The organism is Caldimonas brevitalea (genome assembly GCF_001017435.1).
Classification (GTDB): domain Bacteria; phylum Pseudomonadota; class Gammaproteobacteria; order Burkholderiales; family Burkholderiaceae_C; genus Caldimonas; species Caldimonas brevitalea.
The window spans coordinates 4,100,159-4,126,672 of the sequence record NZ_CP011371.1; the positions used below are offsets into that span (position 1 = coordinate 4,100,159).

24 protein-coding genes are annotated in these 26,514 nt (G+C 64.9%); 10 read left to right on the top strand and 14 right to left on the bottom strand.

What is annotated here, in order from left to right:
* Window positions 1–251 precede the first annotated feature (251 nt).
* Window positions 252–404 (bottom strand): hypothetical protein, encoded by a 153-nt coding sequence (locus tag AAW51_RS30025; protein ID WP_157359933.1) that lies wholly within the window; start codon window positions 402–404, stop codon window positions 252–254.
* 150 nt (window positions 405–554) lie between these two features.
* On the opposite strand from AAW51_RS30025, the gene AAW51_RS17065 reads away from it, so the two are divergent.
* Both AAW51_RS17065 and AAW51_RS17070 read left to right on the top strand, forming a co-directional pair.
* On the top strand, window positions 555–2,108 hold the full coding sequence (locus AAW51_RS17065) for a hypothetical protein (protein ID WP_157359934.1): 1,554 nt from the start codon (window positions 555–557) through the stop codon (window positions 2,106–2,108).
* Window positions 2,109–2,451: 343 nt separating this feature from the next.
* Window positions 2,452–2,883 carry a DUF4148 domain-containing protein gene (locus tag AAW51_RS17070; protein WP_053013665.1) on the top strand — a complete coding sequence of 144 codons (432 nt, stop codon included), beginning with the start codon at window positions 2,452–2,454 and terminating at the stop codon, window positions 2,881–2,883.
* A gap of 193 nt (window positions 2,884–3,076) precedes the next feature.
* Here the strand turns inward: AAW51_RS17070 and AAW51_RS17075 are convergent, their stop codons facing one another.
* Window positions 3,077–4,030, bottom strand: coding sequence for a PEP-CTERM sorting domain-containing protein (locus AAW51_RS17075; protein WP_169788045.1), 954 nt, complete (start codon window positions 4,028–4,030; stop codon window positions 3,077–3,079).
* Between the two features lie 299 nt (window positions 4,031–4,329).
* A complete protein-coding gene (locus tag AAW51_RS17080) occupies window positions 4,330–5,265 on the bottom strand; it encodes an MBL fold metallo-hydrolase (protein ID WP_157359935.1) in 936 nt (311 codons plus the stop codon).
* Window positions 5,266–5,382: 117 nt separating this feature from the next.
* Here AAW51_RS17080 and AAW51_RS17085 point away from each other — a divergent pair, with 117 nt between their 5' ends.
* On the top strand, window positions 5,383–5,859 hold the full coding sequence (locus tag AAW51_RS17085; protein WP_053013666.1) for a heavy metal-responsive transcriptional regulator: 477 nt from the start codon (window positions 5,383–5,385) through the stop codon (window positions 5,857–5,859).
* Window positions 5,860–6,224: 365 nt separating this feature from the next.
* Here the strand turns inward: AAW51_RS17085 and AAW51_RS17090 are convergent, their stop codons facing one another.
* From AAW51_RS17090 to AAW51_RS17095, 3 genes are all read right to left on the bottom strand, one after another.
* Window positions 6,225–7,937 carry a M20/M25/M40 family metallo-hydrolase gene (locus tag AAW51_RS17090; protein WP_083438712.1) on the bottom strand — a complete coding sequence of 571 codons (1,713 nt, stop codon included), beginning with the start codon at window positions 7,935–7,937 and terminating at the stop codon, window positions 6,225–6,227.
* An 84-nt stretch (window positions 7,938–8,021) separates the two neighbouring features.
* Entirely contained in the window at window positions 8,022–8,183 is a 162-nt protein-coding gene (locus AAW51_RS30030) for a hypothetical protein (protein ID WP_157359937.1), read from the bottom strand.
* 576 nt (window positions 8,184–8,759) lie between these two features.
* Entirely contained in the window at window positions 8,760–9,914 is a 1,155-nt protein-coding gene (locus tag AAW51_RS17095) for a hypothetical protein (protein ID WP_157359938.1), read from the bottom strand.
* A gap of 522 nt (window positions 9,915–10,436) precedes the next feature.
* Between AAW51_RS17095 and AAW51_RS17100 the strand changes: the two genes are divergently transcribed.
* The 3 genes from AAW51_RS17100 (at window position 10,437) to AAW51_RS17110 (ending at window position 13,085) form a co-directional block, all read left to right on the top strand.
* Window positions 10,437–11,144 (top strand): PEP-CTERM sorting domain-containing protein, encoded by a 708-nt coding sequence (locus AAW51_RS17100; RefSeq protein WP_047195564.1) that lies wholly within the window; start codon window positions 10,437–10,439, stop codon window positions 11,142–11,144.
* A gap of 234 nt (window positions 11,145–11,378) precedes the next feature.
* Window positions 11,379–11,816 (top strand): GNAT family N-acetyltransferase, encoded by a 438-nt coding sequence (locus AAW51_RS17105; RefSeq protein ID WP_047195565.1) that lies wholly within the window; start codon window positions 11,379–11,381, stop codon window positions 11,814–11,816.
* Between the two features lie 66 nt (window positions 11,817–11,882).
* Entirely contained in the window at window positions 11,883–13,085 is a 1,203-nt protein-coding gene (locus AAW51_RS17110) for an MFS transporter (protein ID WP_053013667.1), read from the top strand.
* Between the two features lie 13 nt (window positions 13,086–13,098).
* On the opposite strand, the gene AAW51_RS17115 is transcribed toward AAW51_RS17110, so the two are convergent.
* The gene (locus AAW51_RS17115; RefSeq protein ID WP_047195567.1) at window positions 13,099–13,812 is read right to left on the bottom strand and encodes a HEAT repeat domain-containing protein; all 714 of its coding nucleotides are present in this window, start codon (window positions 13,810–13,812) and stop codon (window positions 13,099–13,101) included.
* Between the two features lie 404 nt (window positions 13,813–14,216).
* Window positions 14,217–14,915: an NlpC/P60 family protein gene (locus tag AAW51_RS28285; RefSeq protein WP_157359939.1), complete on the bottom strand. Its 699-nt coding sequence runs from the start codon at window positions 14,913–14,915 to the stop codon at window positions 14,217–14,219.
* 323 nt (window positions 14,916–15,238) lie between these two features.
* On the opposite strand from AAW51_RS28285, the gene AAW51_RS17125 reads away from it, so the two are divergent.
* Window positions 15,239–15,562, top strand: a complete 324-nt coding sequence (locus AAW51_RS17125; protein ID WP_047195568.1) for a PEP-CTERM domain protein — start codon at window positions 15,239–15,241, stop codon at window positions 15,560–15,562.
* Between the two features lie 43 nt (window positions 15,563–15,605).
* On the opposite strand, the gene AAW51_RS17130 is transcribed toward AAW51_RS17125, so the two are convergent.
* Both AAW51_RS17130 and AAW51_RS17135 read right to left on the bottom strand, forming a co-directional pair.
* Window positions 15,606–17,315: a RecQ family ATP-dependent DNA helicase gene (locus AAW51_RS17130; protein WP_047195569.1), complete on the bottom strand. Its 1,710-nt coding sequence runs from the start codon at window positions 17,313–17,315 to the stop codon at window positions 15,606–15,608.
* A 306-nt stretch (window positions 17,316–17,621) separates the two neighbouring features.
* The gene (locus AAW51_RS17135; protein ID WP_047195570.1) at window positions 17,622–18,512 is read right to left on the bottom strand and encodes a LysR family transcriptional regulator; all 891 of its coding nucleotides are present in this window, start codon (window positions 18,510–18,512) and stop codon (window positions 17,622–17,624) included.
* A gap of 141 nt (window positions 18,513–18,653) precedes the next feature.
* Between AAW51_RS17135 and AAW51_RS17140 the strand changes: the two genes are divergently transcribed.
* Complete coding sequence (locus AAW51_RS17140) at window positions 18,654–19,667, top strand: NADP-dependent oxidoreductase (RefSeq protein ID WP_047195571.1); 1,014 nt, start codon at window positions 18,654–18,656, stop codon at window positions 19,665–19,667.
* Window positions 19,668–19,713: 46 nt separating this feature from the next.
* Here the strand turns inward: AAW51_RS17140 and AAW51_RS28290 are convergent, their stop codons facing one another.
* Together AAW51_RS28290 and AAW51_RS17150 are read right to left on the bottom strand one after the other, a co-directional pair.
* Entirely contained in the window at window positions 19,714–21,522 is a 1,809-nt protein-coding gene (locus AAW51_RS28290) for a sensor histidine kinase (RefSeq protein ID WP_157359940.1), read from the bottom strand.
* On the bottom strand, window positions 21,523–22,128 hold the full coding sequence (locus AAW51_RS17150; RefSeq protein WP_047195572.1) for a response regulator transcription factor: 606 nt from the start codon (window positions 22,126–22,128) through the stop codon (window positions 21,523–21,525). It lies immediately after the preceding gene.
* Between AAW51_RS17150 and AAW51_RS17155 the strand changes: the two genes are divergently transcribed.
* Together AAW51_RS17155 and AAW51_RS17160 are read left to right on the top strand one after the other, a co-directional pair.
* Window positions 22,127–22,858, top strand: coding sequence for a cupin domain-containing protein (locus AAW51_RS17155; protein WP_047195573.1), 732 nt, complete (start codon window positions 22,127–22,129; stop codon window positions 22,856–22,858). The genes AAW51_RS17150 and AAW51_RS17155 overlap by 2 nt on opposite strands.
* Before the next feature lie 605 nt (window positions 22,859–23,463).
* Entirely contained in the window at window positions 23,464–23,781 is a 318-nt protein-coding gene (locus AAW51_RS17160) for a hypothetical protein (protein WP_047195574.1), read from the top strand.
* Window positions 23,782–23,959: 178 nt separating this feature from the next.
* Here the strand turns inward: AAW51_RS17160 and AAW51_RS17165 are convergent, their stop codons facing one another.
* Both AAW51_RS17165 and AAW51_RS17170 read right to left on the bottom strand, forming a co-directional pair.
* Window positions 23,960–24,502, bottom strand: a complete 543-nt coding sequence (locus tag AAW51_RS17165; RefSeq protein ID WP_238947621.1) for an ankyrin repeat domain-containing protein — start codon at window positions 24,500–24,502, stop codon at window positions 23,960–23,962.
* An 81-nt stretch (window positions 24,503–24,583) separates the two neighbouring features.
* The gene (locus AAW51_RS17170; RefSeq protein ID WP_047195576.1) at window positions 24,584–26,188 is read right to left on the bottom strand and encodes a catalase; all 1,605 of its coding nucleotides are present in this window, start codon (window positions 26,186–26,188) and stop codon (window positions 24,584–24,586) included.
* Window positions 26,189–26,514: the final 326 nt, after the last annotated feature.

The window sequence follows — 26,514 nt, forward strand, 5'->3', positions numbered from 1 at the left end:
GCGGAAACCGGGGTCGGACCGGCCGTGACGGCCCCCTTGGTCGGGGGGGCTCGGGAGCAGAATCCCAGAGGGTGCGTACTCACACGCAGAATATTTCTCGAATGGGATTTGCGCGAGCGGAGCCGGCGCTCACGTCAATTTCGTATGTTCCGTTTCGCCCAATAAGTGTTTGGGCTGCGCCATGTGTTGTCGTAGATCAAATATCGATTTGGTTTTCGACAAGGAACCGCGGTGCCGGCGTCGGAACGCTGTCAGAACAGAATCGAGAACCGGCCGGAGAGAAAAATCAGCCCGCCAACATCGAAGTCCGCGATACCTGCGAGATAACGCAATCGTTTGCTGTAGGTCGGCGCCCGCCCGTCCGCCTGTCCGCCTCGCGGCACCTCCTCCTTCTCGGGGCTCATGTCAGCAAAGCAAATCGCCGGATGGCGATACACCGTCGGCGTGGGTCCCGTGGGTCCCAGTCCTATGCTTCTGCGTAGTGGCGCCAGCGCGCAGGCCGACTAAGTTGAGTTTTGTGGCAGCTTCGCCATGCGCCTTGTCCTGGAGGCCCCATGCCCGTTCAACTCGGCTCCGCCCTACCCCTCTCGTACTTGCTTCAGGGTCGCCCCGATGCGTTTGCAGGCCCAGCCGTTCGCACGCCTGCGGCCCCGCGCCCCCCGGAGTCACTGCAACATCTGAAGACGCTGCAGGCCGGCTTCGGGGCATTCGACACCGCGCACGAAACAGTTCATGGGAACTCATTGCTCGGCCAGCTTTTCTCGGGCCCCGACAACCGTGTCAGCTTGGACGATTTGAAGGCGGTGGCCGGCGATGGGCAGAACGGCCAGTACAAACACTTCAGCGCGGAGCAAGTGGCGGCTGCGCGCTACCTGCTCAGCCATCCGGAAGAACTGGGGCGACTGGACCTTGCCGCCGGTTCGCCAGAGGGCCGTGCCGAGCGGCTGCCTCACCCGGACGACATCATCGGCCAGCAAGATGTCAATGCGGCGGTCCGGGACACCGAGGCGTTCGCGGGCAGCCAGACGTTCATCAGCCGCAAGCCGGCCATACCGGGCCATGAGACCGGAGACCGGACGCCAGCGCAGCAGGATGCACTCGATACGCTGTCCGATCCCCTGTGGGAGCACGACCCCCAGCTGTTCCTTCAAACGCTCAAGGAGCACCGGGGCGACATCGAGTGGCTGCGCAACTACGCGCGGGCGCTCGGGTCCGACAGCAGCGGAAAGTTGTTCTACCAGTCGCTCGCGGCGGATGGTGAAGACCAGGCCGTGGCGAGTGAGGCGCTGGACAGCCTGACCAAGACGATGAGTGCGTCCGACCTCGACCTGTGGCAGTTCAAGCCGACCCGTGCCAGCCAAAGCGAGGTCCCGATGCACACGCTGTTGGAGGCCGACCAGGTCAACCAGGCGATCGATCAGCGACACGAAACCCTGAGCCGAGCGCCGCAGTACCCATTCAAAGACACCCGGATCTACGACCCCTACGATGCGATGCTGACGGTACGTCACCCCGACAACGCGGCCATGATCTCGGACATCGCCAAGCGGTACGACCTGCCAGCCCCACTGCTCGGCGGCGTTGTCGCCGCCGAGATGGACTTCGACCATGGCCCCGAGGATGTGGTGCAGGACGGTTTGTGGAGACACGGCGTGGCCCTCAGGGTGGGGCCTGGTGTCAACAGCGTACACACCGACACGCTGGAATGGGCCGTGCGGTACCTGGAGGATCACGGGCTGCCCCAGGCAGCGGAGGCCAAACGCTATATGGAGGCGAACCCACAGCGGAAGTCGGCTGCCGACCTTCCCTCTTCGACGGAGGAAGCGGCCATCGTGCTGACCGCCATCGACCATTTGAGAACGGGCGGCGCCAATGACCCCATGTCGTCGACCGACATGGCCTTCATGTGGGGAGCCTTCCGCACCGGCGTCGAAGGCCACATGCCCAACGCGAAGGGCTTGAGCGTCGACGAGTTGCGCGCCGGCCGACTCGATTCGGAAGATGCGCAGGCGCTGGTCAGCGCGACGGGCAACGAGCACGCCCGGATCGGCGGCAACGCCTACCAGTCAGAGCCCTACTTTGAGGCCTTGAACCAGGCCTCGCCTTGATCCGCACTCCGGCACCGGCGAGAGGTGCCGCGGCGAGAGGTGCCGCGGCGAGAGATGGCGGGCCCGAGGTGTCGATCTGCACCGATCTGTTCACCTTCGATTACTTTCGATGTGAAGCGCCACCAGCGGCGCCAGCCACGCTCCGGCGCACGCTTGAGCCTCTTTCTGCTTGGTTTTGGCAATGATTCATTGAGGCGCCGGCCGTTTATCTTCAATCTGGGCATCTCTACAGTTCATCCCATCGATGAGCGCAAAACGAATCACGCATGCGACTCAGCGGTGGGCCAGACGGCATACCCCGCCCGACCCGGACCTGTCACCTGATTGAAGAACGGAGAGCACCATGAATGTCCAGAAGAACCTGATCGTCGCCCTGATGACCACCTTTGCCGCCGCCGGCGCCTTTGCAGGCGAAGCCAATGACTTCGACCAGACCTGGACCCTTGAGCTGCCGTCGGTCAAGACCCGTGCCGAAGTGAAGGCCGAGCTGGCCCAAGCTCGTGCCCGAGGTGAACAGCTGGCGGTGTTCAGCGGCGAGGCCAGCGAGTTCTCGGACGCTGCCCGCACGGCCACCGCTCGCGGCGGCGACAACGACAAGGCCCAGGCCTCCACTGCGGGCAAGACCCGCGCTGAGGTGAAAGCGGAGCTGGCCGAGTCTCGTGCTGCAGGCCCGTTGCCGGTGTTCAGCGGTGAAGCCAGCGTGTTCCCCGAGCCGGGTCGCACCGCGACGGCACGCGGCGGCAACGACGTGAAGCGCACGAACGTCGGCGGTTGAGCGTTGCCGCGAAAAGGCCCCCAGGCAGAGCAACAGGGGCTGCGGTCGCCTCGCAGCCCCTAGTTCTCATGCCATGCCGGACCCATGCGGCTTGCCGGCCGCACACTGCCAGTGCAAGCTGTCCTGCGGTATCAAGGCCTTCTCAGACGCTCTATGTCACGAGTTGTGCGTGAGCCAGCCATCGCGAGCGGCGCTACCGCGGCCGCCGCTGGCGCAACCATGCGAGGCCACCGATGCCGAGCGCGAGGAGCAGCCAGGACGACGGCTCGGGAACAGGCGGAGGCACGAAAGGCGACGGATCGGCCCCCACCTCGGTGCCGCTGTGGAAGTGGATCGATCCGTTGACGGCGACGCCGGTGTCGTTACGCAGCGACAGCTCCACCAGCCCAGATCGCTCCACCGTGTCGATGAAGCTGTCCTCGGAGGTCACCACGTGCAGTTGGGTCGCCTGAAAAGGGTCGCCCGTCAGTTCGCCTCGCAGGGTCAGCCTGCCCTCGGCGTAGGTTTCCACGTCTGCGAGCAGGCCGACATCGCTGATGCGAATGGTGCCGACAGACGACACGATCAGTTCTGTGTTCGGGTTGATCACCACACCGAACATGCCGAAAGGCGCGCCTTCCCTGCTGTTGTGTGAGGTGAACGCCTCGCTGTAGACGACACCGGGGGCCGTGAGATAGCTGCTGCTCTGAATGCCGAGCGTGGCATCGACAACCGCCGTCCCGCCCTTGTGTGTGTCGGACAAGGAGTTGGTGACCGTCTTCAGGAAGCCCTCCGCGCGCTTTTCCGAATGGTGCGCAGGATCGAACTGCATGTAGGCATCGGGGTCGTCGCCCAGCGTGATCGCCGTCACCGACCAAGCTTCGTCCAGGCTCTCGCTGCTCATGCTGTACCCAGCCGCAATGCCGTCGTTCATGTTCAGGTCGACCACCGTGAAGCGAGGTGCGCTCCACGAGGCAGAGGCGGTGACCGGCGCGCCCCACGCAGCACCGTGCATCGAACCGGCGCCATACACCGCACATAACATGAAGAGCGACACCACCCTGCGCTTGGTGCCGCCCCGTGGTCGCCACACCAGAAGGCGCCTCGCATGCGGACTAGGTCTGTCGGCCGGAACGACGGGGTGGTCGCGTTTGTTGAGGTCTGCCATGTGAGCCTTGTGAGGGCCGGTGGTCGAGAGCTGCGACCGATGACGGTGGACAGGCCAAGGAACCACCAGCTGAGGTGGTGACAGGAAGAATAGGAGCCGCACCGGCGATTGAAAGCCAGCAAGGCACCGGTTTGCGGGAAGGGAAAACCTGTGGCTGCCGGCGAACAACGTCATCTGCAGAGGGCCGGCGCGCTCGGTCGAGGCATGGCGAGGCCGCGCGATAGGACCTGCCGTCGATGTGGGACGCTTGTCATGAACAACAAGCGCAGGCTCTCCGGCGTCGGCCGATCTACGCTGGCCTATCTCACCCAGTGCGGGAAATACCCCAGCCCGCTTTGCACCGGGCCGTCGTGAGCCGGCACCACCACCAGCTTGGGGTCGCGTTGCATCACGGCACGGATCTTCTCGATGGCGGCCTGCGTGAGGGCCACGTCGTGATCGACGATCCGACGTGCGGCCCAGTTCTTCGGCCGGCCCTCCTGCAGCGCGCGCACGTTCCACACCACGTCGCCGACGAAGAAGTAGCGCGTGCCCGACGTGACCGTGACGAACAGGCCGACCGACCCCGGCGTGTGGCCGTACAGCGGCACCAGCACGACGCGCCCGTCGCCGAACAGATCCTGGCTGCGCTCGAAGCCTTCATGCGGGCCGTGCTGGAACTCGATGTCTTTCCAGCGCACGCCATGCGCCACCTGAGAGGGCCAGGGGCTGCCGGCGGACGACCCGGCCTCGCCGAGGAAGTGGTGCTCTTCACTCGACAGCCACACCTCGGCCTCCGGAAAATCGGCCAAGCCGCTCAGATGGTCCCAATGAGCATGGCTGACCACGATACGCTGGACCGGCGGGATGCCCGCCTGCTCCAGCTGTCGGCGCACCGGCGTGACAGGATTGTCGTAGCGAAAGAACGGGCGGTTCCACCACGGCATGTCGGCCGCGTACTGCTCGGCCACCTGGCTGCCCAGGCCGGTGTCGAACAGCAACGACGTCTGCCCGTGCTGGACCAGGACGGCCGAGAAGACGATGTCCACCTTCTCGCTGAAGCGACCGCCGGAGAACAGCATGCGCTCACGCGTTTGCAGCTGAGAGGTTTTGACGATGGCAAAACGTACGTCGTTGGCAACCTCCGACAACGTGGGAGGCAGGGTTCCCGGTGCCGCTGGCGCGGGGGTGGGCGGTTGCGCGTGAGCGACCAAAGCGGTGACGACAAGCACGATGGCTGCGAGCTGTTGGAACATGGCGATGAACACCTGTGAGTTGAAGTCGGACTGACGGCGAACCCGAAGGCTAAAGCTTGGAGTAAGCTCGAAGGTCAAGTCACTTCAACGCTCGCCCTGCGAAACGAGCCCACTGCCATGAACATCGGCGCCCTGGCACAACTGACTGGCGTCAGCACCGACACGCTGCGCTACTACGAGAAGGAAGGCCTGCTGGAGCGGCCTGCCCGCGCTGCCAATGGCTATCGTGTCTACGGCGAGGTGCACGCGGAGCGGGTGCGTTTCGTGCGAGGCGCCCAAGCGCTTGGTTTTTCGCTCTCGGAGATCCGCTGGATCCTTCCCAAGCTCGACGCCGGCCAGGTGGTGCGGGCGGACCTCGAAAAGTATCTGATGTGCAAGGTGGCCGAGATCGACGCGCACATTCGGCAGCTGCGGGCCTTGAAGAAAGACCTGCTGGCCACCTTCGGTTCGATGGGGTGTGCGCCCGAACGTGCGGTGACGGTCAAGCACGCCACCAACAAGTCTACGCCCCGCGAACGCGCTGGTACCGCGACCACACGCCGGTTGCATCCCAAGGAACGGCGCTCGGCAGGCAACACGAGGTCCGTGCGATAGGCGCTTGCGAGCCGTCGACACGACGGCCCGGTGCAGCTGGCGACGGGACCGTAAGCAGGGATGGCCGCGGCTCGCCACCCGGATCTTCTCGTCCGGGGCCACCCTCCCCGCCACAGGAGGGCCTTCCATTGCTTTCCAAGTGGTTCACTCCAACGAACGCGACAGTCATACTTTGCTTCAGACCCGCGGAGTGCACTCAACAGTGACTACGCTGGGTGCACTTCGTATCGAGCCCCGGCGGAAGTTCGAACGCCGGATCGCAGCTTCGCGCTCGCCCAGCGGGCGGCTGAGCATTCCTGTGGTGCAGCGCAGCCGGTAGACGGGCTGATGTGGAAGGACCACTGGGCGGACCTGGAAGGCATCAGCTATCTCGCGGTCTTGTTTGCAATCTCGTCCAGCATGATTTGGTACAGGATGCGCGCGCTGAGCTTCAGGTCTTCGATCGGCGCGCCCTCGCCCAGGCCGTGGAAATTGATCGGTGGCCCGAACCCTAGGGTGAAGAGCGAGCCGGCCGCCACGAGATTGACCTGCCCTTTCGCGTCCGTGCCCCCGCCGATGGCTGCCAACGGCATCGGCGTGCCGACCACCCGCTCATATGCGGCGCTGATCCGTTGGAACCGCGGGCTCTGCGGGTCGCGCACGTCGGGTGAACCAGCGTTCACAGTCGTCACCGTGACGGCCTGACCCGGCCGGTCCTGCTGAAAGCGGCTCACCAGTTGCCCGAAGACATCGGGAAAGATGCTGGTGCCCGGCAACTGCCCCTCGGTCTTGCCGTCCCACGCCACGCCGTGATGGCCGAGGGCATAGCGGATGTCGATCTTGAGGGTCGCATCTTGCGGGCTGGTCGTGACGCGCGTCAGCGCGTAGGTTGTGCCGTTGCCTTGCTCGAAGACCTGATCGTGGCGTTCGAGCAGGTCGGGATGCTTCTCGCCGAAGACAGTCGTGCCCCAACCCCAGGCCATGAACTGCAGCATCCGCCCGACGCCGTTCGGCGCGAGCGTCCCGTCGTCCACCAGGTGAGCGAGAAAGTTCGCAAGCGAGACGACCGGATTCGCCCCCTTCGCGCGGTTCTCCTCCGGCACCGACCCGTGTTGGGCGCCGATGACCTTGGTGGTCAGGACCACTGCCTTTGCGTCGCGTGTAACCTCGAGCGGCGCTCGCCGATACTGCGGATCATCGAAGCCGTATTGCTGGTAGAGATCTGCGACGTTGGCCGCCAGGTGGTCGAGCGCGACCTCATCGTCGCCGTTGATGCGCGCGGTCACCGTATCCGGAATCTGATTGGTGGCCCCGGGGGCGCTGTTGAAGGCCTCGATGAAGATGCCGTTGCTCGGCGCCGCGCCGAGCGGGACGGTGAAGATCGGCCGCTCGATCCCCTTCTCGGCGCGGACCGTCCACGCCGCGTCGAAGACAATGCCGAAATCGGGCACGCCGACCTCCTCGAAGTAGTACGCGGTCGAGAAGTCGGTCTCCTCGGAGGTGTCGAAGATCAGTTCGATCGTCAGCCCGTCGAGTGCGTCGGTTCCGTCGTAGAGGTTCGCCAGCGCCCGCATCACGATGAACCCAAGGACGCCTGGGCCCTTGTCATCCACCGCCCCTAGGCCCACCAGGAAGGGCTGGGGCGCGCCGCGGTAGTCGCGAGTCTCGACACGCGGCTCGAAAGGCCGCCAATCTGCATTGCCGGGCGGCACCGTGTCCAGGTGCGTCAGGATCGCGACCTTCTTCGGCCCGCTGCCGAGACGGAACCCGAACACCCATTGGGTCTGGGACGGGCCCGCCCGGCGCCACTCGAACGGCTCGAGCTTTAGGGTTCTCTGCCCCCGATTGAACTCCTCGGCAAGCCCCATCAGGTAGCTGCGCGCGCTCGCCAGATTGTCAACCACCCGCTGCTCGCTTTGCGGGTCTTCCGTACGGTACGTCTGCAGCGTGACGAGGTGGCTCGCCTCCGAGACGAATTGCTGCGCCAGCATCCGCTCCAAGAACGAGCGGCTGTCGTCGCCATCCGAACCGCTGCAGCCAGCAAAGAACACAAGGGCAGCAACAGCCAAGCGAGCGTGATGCACAAGGACGCGTTTCATGCAGCGAAGCATAGACGGAAAAACCTGCGGTGTGTTCACGTCGCGCGCCTGCTGGATTCTGACGCTTTCCGAGCCTCAGCCCACCTACCCGGCACTACTGCTTCGCGTCAGCTCGTTGATGAGCAGCGCAACGGTCGTGGCCTCCATGTGCATCACGATGGGCAGCGTCAGCGCGCCGGACCGAAGCCGAGCCAGCGCCAACGCAACGGCCAGAAAGAAGAACAACACCAGGGTGGACGGATTCACGTACTGCCGGTGCATTAACACAAATGCCACCCGGTATCGACCCCGACCGGCGCACCCGCGATCATCACCATCTGGGCGAATCGAAATGCCACGTATTTCTGAGACAGGACACTAGCCGGTCACCGGCTGTTCCGCCGACTCCTGCTGCGCTTTGCAGTTGAAGCTGTAAGTGGCGTTCGGCGTGAGGCCGTTCAGGGTGAGCGTTCGGTGAGAGAGCCCGCCCGTCACGGTCACCTCGAGGTGGGCTCACCACTCCAGCGCCCCGCCGGGATTTGGGCGCTACGACACAAACCAGAATTGGGCGCTGCTCCCGCGGGCGTCGAGGTCGCAGTGCAAGGTGGACGACGTCCGTCCCACGCTGATTGCAGCTTGCGCCGTGAGCACCGGAGGTCCTGAGAACAGCGTGCCCGTGGTGACGGAACGCCAGGCCTCCCGGCTGGTCGCGTCGTTCAATCGGTAGTCGCCCCCGACCGTCGAATGAAGGATGGCCGCGGCTCGCCACCCGCGGTCTTGTCGTCGGGCGGCCACCCTCCCCGCCACAGGAGGGCCTGTCTCAATGCCACGGCAGGGTGTCGCTCAGGGAAGTGTTCGGAACTCTCGATACTCGCTGGTCACCGGCTGTTCCGCCGACTCCTGCTGCGCTTTGCAGTTGAAGCGGTAAGTGGCGTTCGGCGTGAGGCCGTTCAGGGTGAGCGTTCGGTGAGAGAGCCCGCCCGTCACGGTCACCTTGGGGTGGGCTTGCCATTCCAGCGCCCCGCCGGGATTGGGGCGCCACGACACAAACCAGAATTGGGCGCTGCTCCCGCGGGCGTCGACGTCGCAGTGCAAGGTGGACGACGTCCGTCCCACACTGCTGGCAGCTTGCGCGGTGAGCACCGGAGGTCCTGAGAACAGCGATCCCGTGGTGACGGAACGCCACGCCTCCCGGCTGGCCGCGTCGTTCAATCGGTAGTCGCCGCCGACCGTCGAATGAAAATAGGTGACGAACACGGCCCGGTTTCGCGCCCAGTGTCCCAGACCGGTCAGCCAGTCGGGACGGCCCTGGATGCATTCCTTCGAGCCGATCTCCGCGATCGCGTATTCGTTGCCTTCCGCCTGCGTGATGCGGTAGGCGGGTCGCTTGGCCTCGTGTGCCTCCATCGACTGGTAGGTGCAGTTGGAGGCAGCGACATAGTTGTATTGATCCCACGCCTGTACGTCGATGACACCTGCGCCCGGATAGTAGTCACGCCAGTTACGACCGGACGCAGCATCCAGTGTCCAGTCCATCAACACCTGCGTGGTGCGCAGCATCGGGTTGTTTGCTTCATCGGCGAGTCGGTCGAGACGCTGGAAAGCGGCCCGGTAATCCGCTGCCGTGAACTCCCCTGCCTGGATGTTGTCCTCGGGTTCGTGCCAATAGACCCACCAGACCTTTCGATCGCGTGGCGCTGCTGCGAACCAGCTTCGCATCGGCGCGTCGTGGAGGCCCCTGAGCACATCAGGCGGATGCAGCTTGAACGACACCACAACGGCACGGCCGTGGTTCAGCGATGCATGGGTCCACGGCTGCGGCGCGCCTGCGGAGAACAGCCTCAGCACAGGCAAAGGCCCGAACAGCGCCTCATGTCGCCCGATGGCGTTGGGCCACGATTCATCCGCCGGCTCCCGGTAGATGCTTGATCCGAACAGGGTGTCGGCCGTGGCGGTGCCGGCAACGGCGGACAGCATCGCGAGGGAGAGGCCAGCCATGCCTCGTCCCGTCAGCAGCGCGTGTAAGGCTGGCCCCGCGGAGCGGGTCCAGGATGGGCCAGATGATCTTGCGGCATCAGGTGTCATGTGCATCACGTTTCTCTCCTTGATAGGCCCTCGTGCAGGGTGTTGGGCCTCCAAACGGAGACCCCTGGGGCCGGATTTGCTTAGGACACGCTCCGGCGAAAGGAAGCAACATGGTCAGGTAGCTCAGGACGATGACCGACGCGTTGAGCGTCGCCGCAGTCCTTCACGCCGTCTTTCTGTTACCGCACAACGGCGGGACATCGACGTCGAACATCGCTTCTGTTGCGCTATTCGCCGGAGCATCGACACATCGGAAGCCCGATGGGTGAAGGCGACTCCAGCCAGCGCCGCCAACAGGAGCCGCGGCGGGATGCACAACTTGCGAGTGGGTGAGGTTACGCTCGGCCTTGGAGGCAGTCGAGCCCCCGCAAGCGCGGGGGGCAGGCATGCCGGCTTGGGCATAGTCTGCACACCCGATGTTGTTCGGAGCGAGACATGAAAAGGACGCCATTCGTTCAATGCTGGCCCCTTGCGCTGTTGCTGTTGACTGGGCCGGCGGATGCCGCCATCACGGTCTACCGCGACGTCCAGACGTATCTTGCTGCAGTTGGCGGACTGCATCAGCTCATCACTTTTGAGGGAGGACCGACGCCGGGCATCCAGGTCCCCGGCGACCGCTTCAGCAGCGAGATGACGTTTGAAAGCTGTGCCAAGCCCGGCCCCAACTGCTGGCAATCCAGCCCAACGGTCACGTGGTTCGACAACGCCATCGCATCCCCGGCGCAAGGGACGCAGGCGAGAGCGGTCACTGGCGCCCTCCTACCGTCTGGCGATGTCCACCCCACTACGACCTCTCTAGCGCTCGGGATCTACGGCAACACCACAGGCGCCAGCATCGGCATCTCATTCTTCGGCGAGTTCTTCGATGCCGTCAGGCTCAACGGCGAGACCGGCTTCTTCGGCATCGTGAGCGATGTGGCATTCGATGCATTTGAGGTAGGACTGTCCGGCCCCCATGACGAGGTGCCGCCGTTTTTCATCAATGGGGTGGCATTCCCCTCGCCGTCCGGTGCCCCGACGCTGGACTGGCCAGCGGCGCCGGTTCCCGAGCCCAGCACCAACCTGCTGCTCATCGCCGGCGCCATGATGTTGCTGATCCTGCACCGCGTCAGGAGAGCGTTCTTCAACGACGGCAAGATCTGAATGCGTGACACGGCCCTTCTCTCCACTGGCGGGAATGGCCATCGGCCTGAGCGCGGCCCGGGGTTCCGGGCTAACGCGGTCGTCGAATTCAAGCGGCGACATCTCCGCCAATCCAGGCGGCAGGAGAATGCAAGCATCACGGGCGGCTTTGGAAGTCGACCCTGCACGACGGCGGCGCTCGGGTCGGCCTGACCCGTACACTGATGCGCCGCACCGCACAGGATGAAGCCCAATATGCCGCCGCACATCGTCCCACTTCAACCGGACCACCGAGACGCCTGGGAGCGTCTGGCGCGAGGCTACAAAGACTTCTACCGGACGCCGACGTCCGACGAGGAGTACGAAGCGGCCTGGCAGCGGCTGCTGCAGCAGCGCGACGTCTTCGGTCTGGGGGCGGTCCTCGACGGGCAGCTCGTCGGCCTCGCGCACTATCTGTTCCACGGCAGCACCTGGTCGCCCCGCGTTTGCTATCTGCAGGATCTCTTCACCTCCCCCGAGGCTCGCGGGCAAGGGGTCGCGCGGATGTTGATCGAGGCCGTGGCCGATGAGGCCCGCCGGCACGGCGCGGCCCGTTACTACTGGCTCACGCAAGAGCACAACGAGACGGCCCGCAAGCTGTACGACCAGGTGGCGAAGTACAACGGGTTCATCCGCTACGACCAGACGCTGTAGGCCACACACCAGGCGGCGAACAGCGCTCCGATTGAAACTTCTGCCCTGCCCGGGAGCCGTTCGCAAATGTCCCAGCGCGCCTTACTCGCAGCCCTTGCTTTTGTTGCTTTCACGAGCCTGGGGTTGCCGGATGGCCTGCTGGGTGTTTCGTGGCCCTCCATACACGCCGCCTTTGCGCTTGCGCTCGACAGCCTCGGCTTGCTCGTCGCGGCCACCACAGCCGGCTATCTCACCGCCAGCTTTTGCAGCGGCATGGTGCTGCGTGTGTTCCCTATCGGCGCAGTGCTGGCCCTTTCGACTTTTGGTGCGGCCGTCGCACTCCTAGGTTTCGCCTTCACGCCCTCCTGGTGGCTGATGATCGCGCTCGGCTTTGTGGCCGGTCTTGGCGGCGGTGCGATCGACGCCGGCCTCAATTCATACGGCGCCAGACACTTCAGTCCGCGGACGCTCAACTGGCTCCATGCCTTTTTCGGCCTGGGCACCACCATCGGGCCTCTTATCGTGACCGCAGTGCTCGACGCGGATCGGGTGTGGCGGTTGAGCTATCTGATCGTCGGAACGGCTCAAATGGCACTGGCGGCGACGTTCTTCCTGACCCGTCATCGCTGGGTCGACGTGCCAGAGACCAGTGACAACCCGGCACCTCTGCCTTCGGCCGCGCCCACCCTGCACACCTTGCGACGCCCGGTGGTGTGGCTGGGAATGCTGATGTTCTTCTTCTACAGCGGCATCGAGTTGGCAGCGGCCCAGTGGAGCTATTCCTTGCTAACGCTCGGCCGCGGCGTGTCAGAAACGACGGCCGGGTTCATCGTGAGCCTGTATTGGGGAAGCTTGATGGTGGGACGGATCATCTTCGGCTTTGTCGCGAACCGTGTCCCACTCGTGAAGACCTTGCGGCTGTGCATCATCGGCAGCATCGTCGGCGCCCTCCTCTTCTGGCTCAATCCCACCCTCCTGCTCGGTGTCGCTGGCCTGATGATGGTCGGATTCTTCTTCGCGCCGATATTCGCCTCGCTGATCAGCCTGACCCCGCAGCGGGTGGGCCACGAGCATGCCACCAGTGCCATAGGCTTCCAGGTGGCATCAGCCGCATTGGGGGGTGCCACGCTCACGGCTTTGGCAGGCGTGCTCGCCGACGCCTATCGGCTCGAGGTGATCGGAGCGGCGATTTTTGCCGCGGCCGTGCTGCTCCTGTTTTTCTATGAGGCCTTCATGCGCGCGGGGAACGCCGCGGCACCGGTGCGTGCCCCTCGCGAGCCGGTGCCGTGAGGCAAGCGGTGCACTATGGCGCCGCTGCGGCCAACTGCTGCTCCAGCGGCGCCAGGCGGATGGCTTCGTCGCTGGTCAGGCGGAAGGATTGCAATGCGCTCATGGCCTCGGCGCGGACTTGCGGATCGGCCTGTGGATCGAAGCAAAGTCCAAGCAACTGCGACTTGGTTTCGGGCGACCGAATACCGGCGTCGATCGCAGCCCCGATCGCCGCCACTTGCACCGAAGGGTCCGTGTCCGCCAAGGCCTGGCGCAGAACCGGCTCTACCGCGCCGGTGCGGTCGGCTTGAATCAAGGCCGCGACACTTTCGCGACGAAGCTGGGGGTCGGTGCTGCTTGCGTATTGCCGCAACTGCTGCACCATCGCTTCATCGGTGCGCATCGAGGCCAGGCCTCCCGAGGCCCGCAATGCTTCGAGCGCGTTGGCCAGGGCCTGCGGGTTCCCCTCGGTCAACAGCGCTTGGCGTGCTGCAGCCGCCACAGCCTTGGGCGGATCAGGCAGTGACGACAACAGATCGAACGCCTGCTGTCGGGCGTGAACGTCGGCGTTGCGCAGCAGCACCTCGGCAGACCGCTCCAGCAGCGCGGGCTGTGCTTGCGCCAGCGTCATCGCCAGAAACTGCCGCAGCTCCGGGTCGGCCTTGCCGCCGCGCATGATCTGCTCGGCCATCGCCGCCGCAAACTTCGCGTCGCCTTGCACGCGCCTCGTCAGCTCGTCCGGGTTCATGGCCTGAAGCGCTTGCCATCCTTCCGGTGTGGAAGGAGGAAGCGCGGTATGCGAAGGCGAGCTCACCTCGCGCGGCGTCGCAACCGGTGCCGTCTGCACCCCTGCGGCGAGCCGGCTGCCGGTCCCGAGAGCCGTGCTCGCTGTCGACGGCGCAGCAGCCGCCGCATGTGTTTGCCCGCTCGCGGGCGCCGGCCCTGCGGCGGTGTCGCCACTCGCCATGAACCATCCCAGTGTGACGCCAGCGCAAAAGCTGAGGACCGTCGCCACTGCCACGGTCTGCCCACTTTTCGACGATGTGTGGTGGTAGAGGATGCCCACGTTGTCCTCCTCGCTCCAATGAAAATGGAGGGTCGGTGCGACGCCGCCGCACCGACCCTGGACCCGATCAGCTCAGGCAACAAGCATCACTTGACCTTCTTGTACCGATAGGGCTTCGCCACATGGGAGCCGACCCTGTAGTTGACGGCGCGGACATGTTTGGTCGCACCGACGCCGCCCCTTTGCTCCAGCGTGTGGAACTTGGTGTGAGCCTTGTTCGCCCAACCGTTGAAGATGACCACGTGCCCATTGGCGCCACCGGTTCCGCTGCCCAGCGTGCCGACGATGTCTCCCTTGCGCAGACTGCTCCAGCTGATGCGCTTGACGTAGGTCGGCAGGCTGACCGTGTTCGGGCTCCAGGACAGATGGAAGGCCATCGCCACGAACCCCGAGCAGTCGGTCCGGTACCGCCTGCCCTGCGGGTCGCGGTAGGTCTTGTACATGCTGTAGGGCACGTCCTTGTTGACCCAGTACATGGCCCGGCTCATCACCTCCGACCGTTTGATCGGCCCGTCGACCTTGGAGACCGCCGCCGCCAGCAGTTCTGGGCTTTCGCCCGGCAGCACCTGCGTCTCGACCTCTGCCTGGACCTGCTCCTGCGCCTGCGCGCCTGTGGTTGCAAACAGGGCGCCCGAAACCACCAACGCTGCCGCCATGAGCGCGCGCGAGACACCGTCTCGGGTCGCAGAGCGGGTGTTGTGCTCGTCCCTCAACCGCTGCTTGTCAGAGTCCTCCGCCATGGCCGGCACTGTCGCTGCCGTTGACAGGATACGTACAGCATTCATCAATCGCTTCTCCTTTGTGTTGTGTGTCGAGTGCCTTGCGCGCGCCGGTTGAGCGCGGCCCATTCACTTTAGGAAGCGTTGACTCGGTGATGCATTGGTCGATGTGAAATTTGAAACGCCGTTTCATTGGTTTAGAAACGCCATGGAGAGGACTGGCGAGAGCTGCACCGGGGCGCGGACTGGCCTCGCGGGCAGTTGTTGCGCCCACCTGGGTCTTGCCCTGGGGAAGTGTGGACCGGCAGGCATTTACACAATGCAGCGCTGCCGATGGGTGCAACGCTGGAAGGACGATCACCCTTTTCGACCATGGGTTCGAGCAGCCTGTGACCCCCCACGAGTGGTTCTACGACGTCTCGTCGCGCGCCGAACTGACGTTCCTGACCCCGGCCAACGACACACCGCAGCTGACGGAAGACGAGTTGTTGAGCTTGTTGCAGCGACGGCTCGGCACCGCGATCGGCGGTCGCCTCTATGTCCAGAACTCGCGCATCGGCGGCGGGCCGCCGACCAGGGAGATCTATTCCGGCGAGTTGGAAGTGTTGAACGCGCAGGTGATTCCCGAACCCGACACCCTGGTCTTGTCCCTCGTGGGCATGGCCGGGCTGGTGGCGCGGCGTGCGCTGCAGCGGCAACGGGCCAGCGGCTGAAGCCGATCGCCGGCCGCCGTTGTCGGCGACCGGCCGCTGATCCTCAGGCCACCACCGCTTCCACGTAGTCCGCCACGAAGCTCCGCGTCCGGCCGTCGGGAAAGGTGATGCGCACGCTGTGCGCATCGGCCGTGACCACCTCCCCATCGCCGTAGCGCGGCACCCGCACGACATCGCCCGGGCGGAACGCAGAGCGGGGCGACTCGTGGATGGCAATCTTCGACGCGGGTGTGGACGTGCCCGCCTCGCCTTGGTGCTGGCGGGCCTGTTCGGCCTCGGCGTGGGCCTGGTTGCGCAAACAGTTGTCGCACTGCTGGCAGCCCTGCTCGAACGGCGGTTCCTCCTCGAAATGCTCCAGCAGCACCTTCCAGCGGCAGTAGCCGGTGCGGGCGTAGAACACCATACGCTCGAGCATCTCGCGGTCGCGTTCGGTCTTCTCTCGGTACGCGCCGACCATCTCGGCGATGTGGCTCGGGTCGAGCCGGTCGAGCCGGACCTTCAATTCTTGCTTGCGGTTCTGCGACACCGCGCCGACGTCGCGCAGCAGCTTCAACGTGACCTGCAGCTTGTTGCGCGGCATGCCGCTGCGCTCTTGCAACTCGGCGAGCGTGCGCGGTGGCGGCTCGCTCAGCAAGGCGTCCCAGGCCTGGCCCACCTCCTCGTCGCCGGGGTAGCGGCCGGCCATCAGGAACTGCTGCACCGACTTGTCACGGTGGCCGTACAGGAGGATGCAGCGGGCGCTGCGGCCGTCACGGCCCGCCCGCCCCGCTTCCTGGTAGTAGGCATCCAGGCCGCCCGGCATCTGGTAGTGCACGACAAAACGCGTGTCGCGCTTGTCGATGCCCAGGCCGAAGGCGTTGGTTGCCACCATCACCCGCGCCTTGCGGTTCATGAAGAGGTCTTGTTGCTCATGGCGCTCACGCGACCCGAGGCGGCCGTGGTACCGCGCCACCGAGACGCCGGCCGACTTCAGGGCCTCATAAACGGCGTCGACCGCCTTCACCGTGGAGGTGTAGACGATGCCCGGGCCTTCGGTCGCCGCCACCAGGGCGAGCAGGCGCTGATGGCGCGCGTCTTCGCCGGTGAACTGCTCGACGCTGAAGTGCAGGTTGGGCCGCCAGGCACCGGCATTGAGCACCTCGACACCGGGCACCTTGAGTTGGGCCACGATGTCTTCGGCCACGTCGGGCGTCGCCGTGGCCGTCAGCGCGAGCAAGGTCGGCCGGCCCATCATGCGCCAGCCGCTGGCGATCTCCAGGAAGGCGGGCCGGAAGTCATGGCCCCATTGCGAAACGCAGTGAGCCTCGTCGACCACCAGCAGCGAGACCACATGGTGCTGCAGCAGCGCCCGAAAGTCGGGGTCCGCGAGCCGCTCGGGGGTGGTGAACACCAAGCGTGCGGTTCCGTCGGCGATGGCCGCCTCGGCCTCCGCGGTGTCGGCGGCGTTCAATGCGCTGTGGAGTTCGAACGCCGCGATGCGGCGCTTGCGCAGCTTGTCGCACTGGTCCTTCATCAACGAGATCAAGGGCGAGACGATCACCGTGCGGCCCGGCAGCAACAGCGCCGGCAACTGGTAGCACAGCGACTTGCCGGCGCCGGTGGGCATGATGGCCAAGGTGGACTGTTGCGTCATCACGCGCTCGATGACGCCCTTTTGCGCCTCTCGCAAACGGGTCAGGCGAAAGGTGTCCTTGAGCAGCCGCTCGGCCTGGCGTCGCCAGGCTCGCGGGGCTGCAGCTCGTGGGGTGGGCATAAGGGTGTCGGTGCAGGGAAGAAAGAAGAGGAGGAGAGAGAGGCAGAGAGTGGTGGGGGAGGCGGCACTGCCGGAGCCAACCGTTCTGATCGGCTTGACAGCGAAGAGCAGGCGTTCAGCCGGGCGGCCAGCTTAAGGCAGGAGGATCGCAAGCAAATGCTAGCGATCCTCGATTCTGTAAACCGCTCTTACGTTCGTTGTCACCCTGCAAGCACGTTGCGACGCGTGCTTGGCGCGGACGCAGGCACGCGTCGCTTCCACCGCACGCGGCGGGCCAGTGGCGCATGCGACGCTGCCTGCGCTGGCTCAGCCGAAACTCAGGTGCTGCTGCAAGAAGTCGACGAACGCAGTTGTCTTCGGCGCCAGCCAGTGGCGGGCGGGATAGACGGCGTAGATCGGGGGGCCGTCCGGCAGCGAGTAGTCGGTCAACAAGGGCTGCAGCGCGCCGCTTTGCAGTTCACGCTGCACCAGCAGGCGGTCCAGCAGCACGACACCGCCGCCGGCGACGGCAGCGTCGGCCAACGCCCCGCCGTCGTTCATCTGCATGCGGGCGGGCACCTGCACCGTGATGCGGCCGTCGGGCCCGTCGAAACGCCATTGGTCGTAGCAGCGGCTGGCGTTGCAATAGACCAGGCAAGCATGGTCGCGCAGTTCGTCCGGCGTGCGCGGCGCGCCATGTCGCGCCAGGTAGGACGGCGCGGCCACCACCACACGGCGGTTGTCGACCAGCTTGCGCGCCACCAGGCTGGATTCCGCGAGATGGGCGGTGCGCAGCGCCACGTCGATGCGCTCGGCCACCAGGTCGACCAACCGGTCTTCCGATTGCAGTGCGATCTGCACTTGCGGATGCCGCTCGCAGAACTCGATCACCACCGGCACCAGCACCCGGCGGCTCGCCATCGAACAACCCACCCGCAAGCGCCCGCGCACCTCCTGCTGGTAGGCGTCGGCCATCTGTTCGACGTTGAGCAGTGCCTCGCGAATGCGCAAGGCCTCTTGCAGCACCTGCTCGCCGATCTCGGTGAGCGACAGCCGGCGTGTGGTGCGTTGCAGCAGGCGAGCGCCCAACTCGGCTTCCAGCTTCGCGATCTGGCGCGAGACCACTGATTTGTCGACACCGTGGCGCACCGCGGCGCGACTGATGCTGCCCGCTTCCACCACCTTGGCGAAGAGGTCGAGTCGCTGGGGATCGGCCATCTGTGTCACCCGTATTGTTGCTCGTTGAGCAACACATTACCGACCGTCCAGCGTCTGAGCAAGAGGGCCGCCGCCCGGCACACTGAAGCCCGTCGTGCTCCCGCACGGCGCCCCTATCCCGTCACTCCTGCGAAAACTCCGATGACCACCGCACTCCCTCAAAACAATGCCCGCTTCCTGCTCGCCGCCCGCCCTGTGGGCGCGCCGAAGGCGAGCGACTGGCAGTACACCACCCAGTCCGTGGAGGCACCGGCCGACGGTGAGGTGCTGGTGGAGGTCCTCTACATCTCGCTCGACCCGGCGATGCGCGGCTGGATGAATGAAGGCAAGTCCTACATCCCGCCGGTGGCCCTGGGCGAGGTGATGCGTGCGCTGGGCATCGGGCGCGTGGTGGCCTCGCGCCATCCCGGCTTTGCCGCCGGCGACCACGTGACGGGCTTGCTGGGTGTGCAGCAGTACGCGCGGGTGGCGGGCAGCGGGCTGACCCGGGTCGATCCGGCCCTGGCACCGCTGCCGCGCTACCTCGGCACGCTCGGCATGCCGGGCGTCACCGCCTACTTCGGTTTGCTCGACATCGGCCGTCCGCAAGCCGGGCAGACCGTGGTGGTGTCCGGCGCGGCCGGCGCGGTCGGCGGCGTGGTGGGCCAGATCGCCAAGCTCAAGGGATGCCGCGTGGTCGGCATCGCCGGCGGCGCTGACAAGTGCCGTTATCTGGTCGACGAACTGGGTTTCGACGCGGCCATCGACTACAAGACCCAGGACTTGAAGGCCGCGCTGCGCGAGCACTGCCCGGACAGCATCGACGTGTTCTTCGACAACGTCGGCGGCGAGACCCTGGACGCCGCCCTGTCCCATCTCGCCCGCGGTGCCCGGGTGGTCATCTGCGGTGCCATCTCGCAATACAACAACACCGAGCCCACCCGCGGGCCGGCCAATTACCTGTCGCTGCTGGTGAACCGCGCCACCATGACCGGCCTCGTCGTCGGCGACTACTTGCCGCGTTGGGGTGACGCGATCCGCGAGATGGCGGGCTGGATGGCGCAGGGGCAGTTGAAGGCGCGCGAGGACGTGGTCAGCGGGTTGGAGAACTTCCCGACCGCCTTGTTGAAACTCTTCAAGGGCGAGAACCACGGCAAGCTGGTGCTGAAGGTCTGACGATCGGGGCGCGGCGCGGCGCGGCGAGGGCCGATGGGTGTGCCCTTCAGCTTCGCCGGGGCGGTGTTCTGGTTCCGGCCGAGAGAGAAGAACCGCGAGGCGCTGCCGTTTCGCTGCCCGCTGGTGCCCCACCCTCCCTTGCTGGCCCCGCTGTGTCGCCGCTGGAACTGCCTGCGGCGTCGGGCAGGTAGAGCCGCACGGTGGTGCCTTTGTCCACCTGCGATGACATCTTGATGTCGGCTCCGATGAGGTCGAGCAAGCGCTTCACGATCGACAAACCGAGCCCGTAACCCGTCCCACCCGGCGCTTCAGCTGGCTGCTCGTGGACCTGGTAGAACGCGGCGAAGATGCGGTGTTGTGCCGATTCAGGGATGCCGATGCCGTTGTCCAGCACGAGCAGTTCGACACCCGCCGCCCGGCGCCGCGCTGCCACCCTCACCTTGCTCCGAGAGAACTTGATCGCGTTGGATATCAAGTTCTCGAGAATGCGATACAGCAATTTTTCGTCTGTCGCAGGTTCTAGCGCGGTATAGCGGAACTTCAAGTCCACCCTTCTGTTCTCGGCTGCGTCTTCGAATTGAAGCTCAAGCCGCTGGAACACGTCCTGCAGCGAAAACTGCTGTACGCAAGGTCGCACCGAAATCGTCTCCAGTTTCGTGATCTCCAGAAAATTGCCGAGATACCTCTGCAGGTCACCGATCGCGGACTTCACCTTCGGCAGAATGATGTGGAAGTCCCTGGCGTTGTTTTGAATCAGCGCGGTGACGAACAATTGCATGCCGTGTAGGCGCTGGCGAAAGTCGTGGCTGGCTTCATTGAAGAATTCGGTCTTGATGCGCAGCTGATGCTGTGACTCCACCCTGAGCTGCTCCAACACCTTGTTTTGTGCCTGTATCTTGTCGACCAGGCCGCGGGTCAAGATCCACACCAGGGCGCACACCGCGAGCGTGGCCAGCACCAGCACCATCGCAAGATTGCGCGCCAGTTGGTTGAACGACTGGAACGCCTCGGCTTCGGGATACACGCTGACGATGATCCAGTCGGTGCTGCGTATCCGTTTGAACGTGGAGAGGGACCGCCGCCCCTTGTCGTCGATCGACATGCCGGTGCCTTCGAAGCCGAGCAGCGATTTCTCGAACAGCTCGTTCTCGCCCGGGGCAAACGCGCGCGTCAGCAACCGGCTTCGGTTCGGGTGCATCACCAATTTGCCGTCAGCGGTCACCAAATACATGAAGCCTGTTTTGCCGATCGCCGTTTTTGCGATGTTCCCCAGCAACTTCGGGTTCGAAAGACCGAAGCTGCCGGTGTTGATGGCGATGATCTTCTTGCCGTCTTTCGAGAACACCGGCGTTGCGAACATGATCACGACGTTGTGGTCGTCCTTGGTCGTCACGAAGGGCCGCGAGATCACCGGGCCCCGGGTCCGCACCGCATCCTTGTTGTATTCACGCCAGCTGAAGTCCTGCCCGCGCCGCCCCGGCAGGAAGGGGCGTTCCGCAATCAGCCGCCCTTCGGGCGAGAATAAAAAAACGCTACGTTCGAATATCGCATTCAGCCCCGCGTTGGTATCGAGATACCGTTGAGCCGCGTCACTCGATGCAACATCGGCTTCGGTGACGGCAAGCGCGCTGAGCAACAGCGCGTTTTTCAGCGTGACCAATTGCTGATCGAGGTTTTCGGCAACGCTCGTCGTGAAGGTCGACTGCTCCCTGTACAAGGTTTGCTCGAGATTGTTCCGAAACAGCCACAACTGGACCGTTGCAATGAGAAAGGTCATCAGCGCAAACGCCAGTGCCGAGGTCGCAGCAATCTCGGTCGAGAGATTCGAGTGACGAAGTTTCAGAAGGCGTCGCACTCATGCCCCGTGTTGCTCGATGTAGCCCAGCTGCACCCCGAGCGCGACGGCGTGCGTCCTGTCATTGGCACGCAGAGCGCGAATCAAGGCTGACACATGGTTGTCGACCGTACCTGGTGAAAGTGCCAGGCGACGGGCCACCTCTTTCGTCGAGCAACCGCGCCACAGCAAATTCAGGATTTCGATCTGTCGCCGGGTCAAGTGGCTTTCATGCGTTTCGGTCGTCAAGGTCTCGAAGCACATCCGCCCTTCCAGAATTTTCTCGATCGCCGCGCTGAACGCCTCGACGCTGGCCGTCTTCACGACGTAGCCCAAAAATCCCATGCTTTGGACCTCGGCGCGCCACTGTAAATTCTCATAGGCCGTAATGATTGCTGTGCGAGGCGCCAGCCCCTTACTATGGACATGCCGGACGAGCGACAGTCCGGTGGCCCCGGGCACGCCAATATCAAGTAAGACGCGAAACCAATAGTTGTCAGCCGCGATCGCGGCGGCGGCCTGTTCGGCGTCTTTGCATATCACCACGCGGTCGACCATCGCCGCAAACAGCGACCGGGTTGCTTCCGCCACCAACGGGTGGTCCTCGATTATCAGGATGTTTTTCATGTTTGACACTCCTCTCCTGAAGGGAACGACCGCCATGATCCTGCACTGCGCCGTGTGCGCCGGGCTCTTCCCGATGCCCGTCTCGGCCGATGAGCTCTCGAGACACGAGGAAGTCGTCCCGATCGAGCAGGAGCCCAATCATCGCCTGGTGTTGAACCGGGACGCCCTGCGCGTGTTCGACGTGTCCTTTGTGCCCGGCGCAACGTCGCTTTGGCATCGGCACGACAAAGACAGTGTCCTGCTGTGCATCGACGGCGCAAACATGCCGGCTGAAGAGCCAGGTAAGCCTCTGCAACTGCGCCCTCCCATACAGTCCGGCCAAATCTATTACAGGGGCTATGCACGGGAGCCCTACGTCCACCGAATTCGCAATGCCGATAAAACAGTGTTCAGGATTCTCGACATCGAGGTGCTGAGCCCCCCGCGCCCGGCAGGCGCCCCCCTTGCGGCGCTCGATAGCCCCTGGCAGGTGATCATCGACAACGATCGCGTGCGCGTCTCGCGTATTGCGCTCGCCCCACGAAAGGGTGCGGCGCCGGTTCGTTTCACCGGGCCGCGTCTTTTTGTGGCGATGACCGACGGCCTCTATGCTATCGAAGGTAACGCCCAACCCGAACGGCGGCTGGTGGTCCGCCGCGGTGATCTTTTTGCGATGGACACCGCGGGCACCGAGACGCTCCGAAACCTGGCCGAGACCGGATTGGAACTGGTTGTTGTCGAAGTGAAATAAATCGGGCACTGCAACAGTTCATCGCGCCCCCCGGATGACTCGGCGGCCATATCCTCTCCCTGTGTTGGCTCGGCGCCATATTAGAGCCAGACCGAACGGCCGAGATTTGAAAACCATCCTTCTCGGAAGCCCTCTGCTTCCGATTCTGCTGGTCGATGACATTTCTCGTCCCGGTCCTCGAAACATGCTGAAAGCTCGGGAAATGGTCCGTTATCCTGCGACTATTTCCAGGATATGCCAGCGGAGCACCCCTAGGCCGGTCCGTCCAATTGAATACCTGCGCCTGTTCGCCACCTTGCCGCGCCACGGTCGGGGCGCTGGTGGCGAACGGACCCGAAGGGATACGTTGTGTGCCCACCGGGGGGAGCCCCCACTGAGTTTCCCGCACCTCCAGTAAGTCGCAGACGCAGATCGCTGTTGCGGTGCGGTTGGGTCAGCGTTGAAGAACGAGAGGATGTCCGCCGTTCCTTCCGCGTCCCGGGATGAAGGCGCGGGCGACACGCCGAATGTGCAACCAGGCATCACCGCATGAGAATTTGCATATTCCGTCGAGTCGCTCGAGCCGACACCATGGCATTCCTCAGAACGAGTCGAAGGGAGGATCCATGGAGCCGTTCATTCTCGGGGACACGAGTTCGGGCCCGAGCCCAGGAATCACGCCCGTCTGCAGTGCGGACGAGATCGACTACCTGCTATGTGAAAGCGAGATGCTGACCGGGCTGCCCGGGCGGAAGTTCATCATCGCTGGCGCTGACAGGCTCAGCTATCGCATCCGCGCCTTACCCCGCGGCTATCTCGTGCAGCGGCTCGATGACACGGACCAGCCGGTGTGGACGGTGTCCATGCGGTGGTTCGAGATCACGAGCCATTTCATCGGGGACGCGATGTTCTCCGGCCAGTTGTTCGCGACAGGGGTCAGTTAAGACGGGCAACGGGTGGCGCGCTGAAAGCGTGCACCCGGTCGTTTCAGCCGGGCCAACTCACCGGCCACAACACTTGATGCTTCGGAGGAGGCGACACGGCCGCGCCGCCGCGGCGCGGCGCGGCGGGCTCCCCCGGGCGTGAGCGTGCGCGTCAGTCCGCCCTGGCGCCTCCCCCAGCTTATGAGGCCCCGGCCGCCAACAGAAGCGCCGGCGTGTCCACCGCTCCCATCCGCTGCGCCGCCTCCAGCACGCTCACGCCGCCCGCATCGCGGGCATCGGCTCGGGCGCCGCGACGCAGCAGCAGTTGCACCACATCGACCCGGTTGAACATCGCCGCCATCATCAGCGCCGTCTTGCCGTCGGGCGACGCGCCTTCGACATCGGCGCCATGGTCGAGCAGCAGTTGCACCATCGCCACGTCGCCCTTGAAGGCCGCGCCGGCCAGCGGCGACTGACCTTGGTCATTGCGGATCTCGGGGTCGCCGCCGTGTTCGAGCAACAGCCGGGCCGCATCGAAGTGCCCGTGGTAGCTCGCCAGCATCACCAGGCTGTCACCTTTGTGCGTCAGCAGATTGGAGGGCAAGCCTTGGTCGAGCCATGCGGCAAGCGTCTCGCTGTCGCCGGCCCGCACACAGTCGAAGACGCGATGGGCGAAGTCCAGCGTGGCGGCGTCGAGCGTCGGCTTGCTGCGGGGCGGATCGGCTTGAGGTTCGGTGGACACGGCATTCCTCGTTGATTCGTGCAGGGCACCCATGGCTTGGCATCAACGCGCCCGGACCGGCGCGTGCCCGGCCCGAGATGTCTACTTGGCGGATGTCGTTTCACGCTGCGGTGACGGCGCCTCGCGTCGGCCCTCGGTGTACGTCGTGCCCGGGAGGGCCGCATGCGGCGCCGCACGGCCAGGCAGGGGTGGCAAGGCCTTGGCACGCTCCAGGTCGATGCCGGCCGTCTGCGCCACCCGGCGTCCATAGTCTTCGTCACAGTGCCACAGATGCCACACCATGCGCAGCTGGATGGTCTCCGGGCACTGCTTCAGGTCGCCGCCGATGTTGGCCACCAGGTCGTCGCGCTCCCAGTCCTCGAAGCTGCGGTAACGTTCGCCCGCCTGTCGGTAGTCGCTCGACGTGCGGGTGGTCTGATAGCGGCCCAGGTGGCCTTCGACCCACTGGTGATATTCCTTCGCGGGCCGCGGCGCTTCACGCACGCCGGCCACCGAGCTCGGCTCGTAGTTGACGTGCTTGTTGCTGCCGGCCGGGTCGACCTGATAGGCCATCTGCCCGTCTCGCTGGTTGGTGTGTGCACGTGCGGCGGGCTGGGGTGCGTTGATGGGCAGCTGCAGGTAGTTGGGGCCGACGCGGTAGCGCTGCGTGTCGGAGTACGACAGCGTGCGCCCCTGCAGCATCTTGTCGTCCGAGAAGTCGATGCCGTCGACCAGCACGCCGGTGCCGAAGGCCGATTGCTCGGTCTCGGCGAAGACATTGTCGGGGTTGCGGTCGAGCACCATGCGCCCGACCGGCAGCAGCGGAAAGCGGTCCTCGGGCCAGCGCTTGGTGTCGTCGAGCGGATCGAAGTCCAGCTCCGGATGCTCGTCGTCGGACATGATCTGCACGCAGAACTCCCATTCGGGACAGTCGCCGCGCTCGATCGCCTCGTACAAGTCCTTGGTCGCATGGCCCACGTCGTGCGCCTGGATCTCGGCGGCCTGCGCGCTGGTCAGGTTGCGCACACCCTGCTTGGGCTGCCAGTGGAACTTGACGAGATGCGCCACCCCCTGGTCGTTGACCAGCTTGTAGGTGTTGACGCCTGCGCCTTCCATTTCGCGGTAGTTGGCCGGAATGCCCCACGGGCTCTTGACCCACGTGACCATGTGCAGGGCTTCGGGTGACTGCGAGACGAAATCGTAGAAGCGCCACGGCTCTTGCCGGTTGGTGACCGGGTCGGGCTTGAAGGCATGGATCATGTCGGGAAACTTGATCGCGTCGCGGATGAAGAAGATCTTCAGGTTGTTGCCCACCAGATCCCAATTGCCGTCGACGGTCTTGAGCTTCACGGCGAAGCCGCGCGGGTCCCGTGCGGTCTCCGGCGAGTCTTTGCCGCCGATCACGGTCGAGAAGCGAACAAAGACCGGGGTGCGCACACCGGTCTCGGTGAGGACGCGGGCCCGCGTGTAGTTGCGGGCCGGCTCGCTGCCAATCTTGCCGTAGGCCTCGAAGTAGCCGTGCGCGCCGGTTCCGCGCGCATGCACCACCCGCTCGGGTATGCGCTCGCGGTCGAAGTGGGTGATCTTCTCGATGAACTGGTAGTTCTCGAGCGTCGCCGGCCCGCGCTCGCCAACCGAGCGCAAGGACTGGTTGTCATAAACGGGATGGCCCTGGCGGGTGGTGAGGATGGGGCGGGGGTCGGTCATGGTTTTCCTTTCAGGAGCGGAAGGACGGTCGTGAGTGGTGCGGGAGGCGTTGCCATGGCGGCGCGCTCGCCGTCGCCTCGTCCTGGCACAGGTTCCGCAACCTTGCAAACGGCGCGCCTTGCGGCGCGAACACCGCGCCCGTGTCGCTCTGCATGCCGCTCACCCTTGCGCGCCGTCTCCAGCCCCGCCGTATCGGAAAGGACCTGGCAACGGCTGCAGGTGTGGCCCCACAGAACTCGGGCCTGTGGCGCGGTTTTGCTGCACTGCAGTAGTAGACTGCGCACCCCATCCGTCGCGCGTACCGGACGCATTGCACCTTCGACTGG

Coding starts and splice junctions, on each gene's coding strand:
- AAW51_RS30025 (WP_157359933.1), bottom strand. CDS start 404: ATGAGCCCCGAGAAGGAGGAGGTGCCGCGAGGCGGACAGGCGGACGGG.
- AAW51_RS17065 (WP_157359934.1), top strand. CDS start 555: ATGCCCGTTCAACTCGGCTCCGCCCTACCCCTCTCGTACTTGCTTCAG.
- AAW51_RS17070 (WP_053013665.1), top strand. CDS start 2,452: ATGAATGTCCAGAAGAACCTGATCGTCGCCCTGATGACCACCTTTGCC.
- AAW51_RS17075 (WP_169788045.1), bottom strand. CDS start 4,030: ATGGCAGACCTCAACAAACGCGACCACCCCGTCGTTCCGGCCGACAGA.
- AAW51_RS17080 (WP_157359935.1), bottom strand. CDS start 5,265: ATGTTCCAACAGCTCGCAGCCATCGTGCTTGTCGTCACCGCTTTGGTC.
- AAW51_RS17085 (WP_053013666.1), top strand. CDS start 5,383: ATGAACATCGGCGCCCTGGCACAACTGACTGGCGTCAGCACCGACACG.
- AAW51_RS17090 (WP_083438712.1), bottom strand. CDS start 7,937: ATGAAACGCGTCCTTGTGCATCACGCTCGCTTGGCTGTTGCTGCCCTT.
- AAW51_RS17095 (WP_157359938.1), bottom strand. CDS start 9,914: ATGGCTGGCCTCTCCCTCGCGATGCTGTCCGCCGTTGCCGGCACCGCC.
- AAW51_RS17100 (WP_047195564.1), top strand. CDS start 10,437: ATGAAAAGGACGCCATTCGTTCAATGCTGGCCCCTTGCGCTGTTGCTG.
- AAW51_RS17105 (WP_047195565.1), top strand. CDS start 11,379: ATGCCGCCGCACATCGTCCCACTTCAACCGGACCACCGAGACGCCTGG.
- AAW51_RS17110 (WP_053013667.1), top strand. CDS start 11,883: ATGTCCCAGCGCGCCTTACTCGCAGCCCTTGCTTTTGTTGCTTTCACG.
- AAW51_RS17115 (WP_047195567.1), bottom strand. CDS start 13,812: ATGAACCCGGACGAGCTGACGAGGCGCGTGCAAGGCGACGCGAAGTTT.
- AAW51_RS28285 (WP_157359939.1), bottom strand. CDS start 14,915: ATGAATGCTGTACGTATCCTGTCAACGGCAGCGACAGTGCCGGCCATG.
- AAW51_RS17130 (WP_047195569.1), bottom strand. CDS start 17,315: ATGCCCACCCCACGAGCTGCAGCCCCGCGAGCCTGGCGACGCCAGGCC.
- AAW51_RS17135 (WP_047195570.1), bottom strand. CDS start 18,512: ATGGCCGATCCCCAGCGACTCGACCTCTTCGCCAAGGTGGTGGAAGCG.
- AAW51_RS17140 (WP_047195571.1), top strand. CDS start 18,654: ATGACCACCGCACTCCCTCAAAACAATGCCCGCTTCCTGCTCGCCGCC.
- AAW51_RS17155 (WP_047195573.1), top strand. CDS start 22,127: ATGTTTGACACTCCTCTCCTGAAGGGAACGACCGCCATGATCCTGCAC.
- AAW51_RS17150 (WP_047195572.1), bottom strand. CDS start 22,128: ATGAAAAACATCCTGATAATCGAGGACCACCCGTTGGTGGCGGAAGCA.
- AAW51_RS17160 (WP_047195574.1), top strand. CDS start 23,464: ATGGAGCCGTTCATTCTCGGGGACACGAGTTCGGGCCCGAGCCCAGGA.
- AAW51_RS17170 (WP_047195576.1), bottom strand. CDS start 26,188: ATGACCGACCCCCGCCCCATCCTCACCACCCGCCAGGGCCATCCCGTT.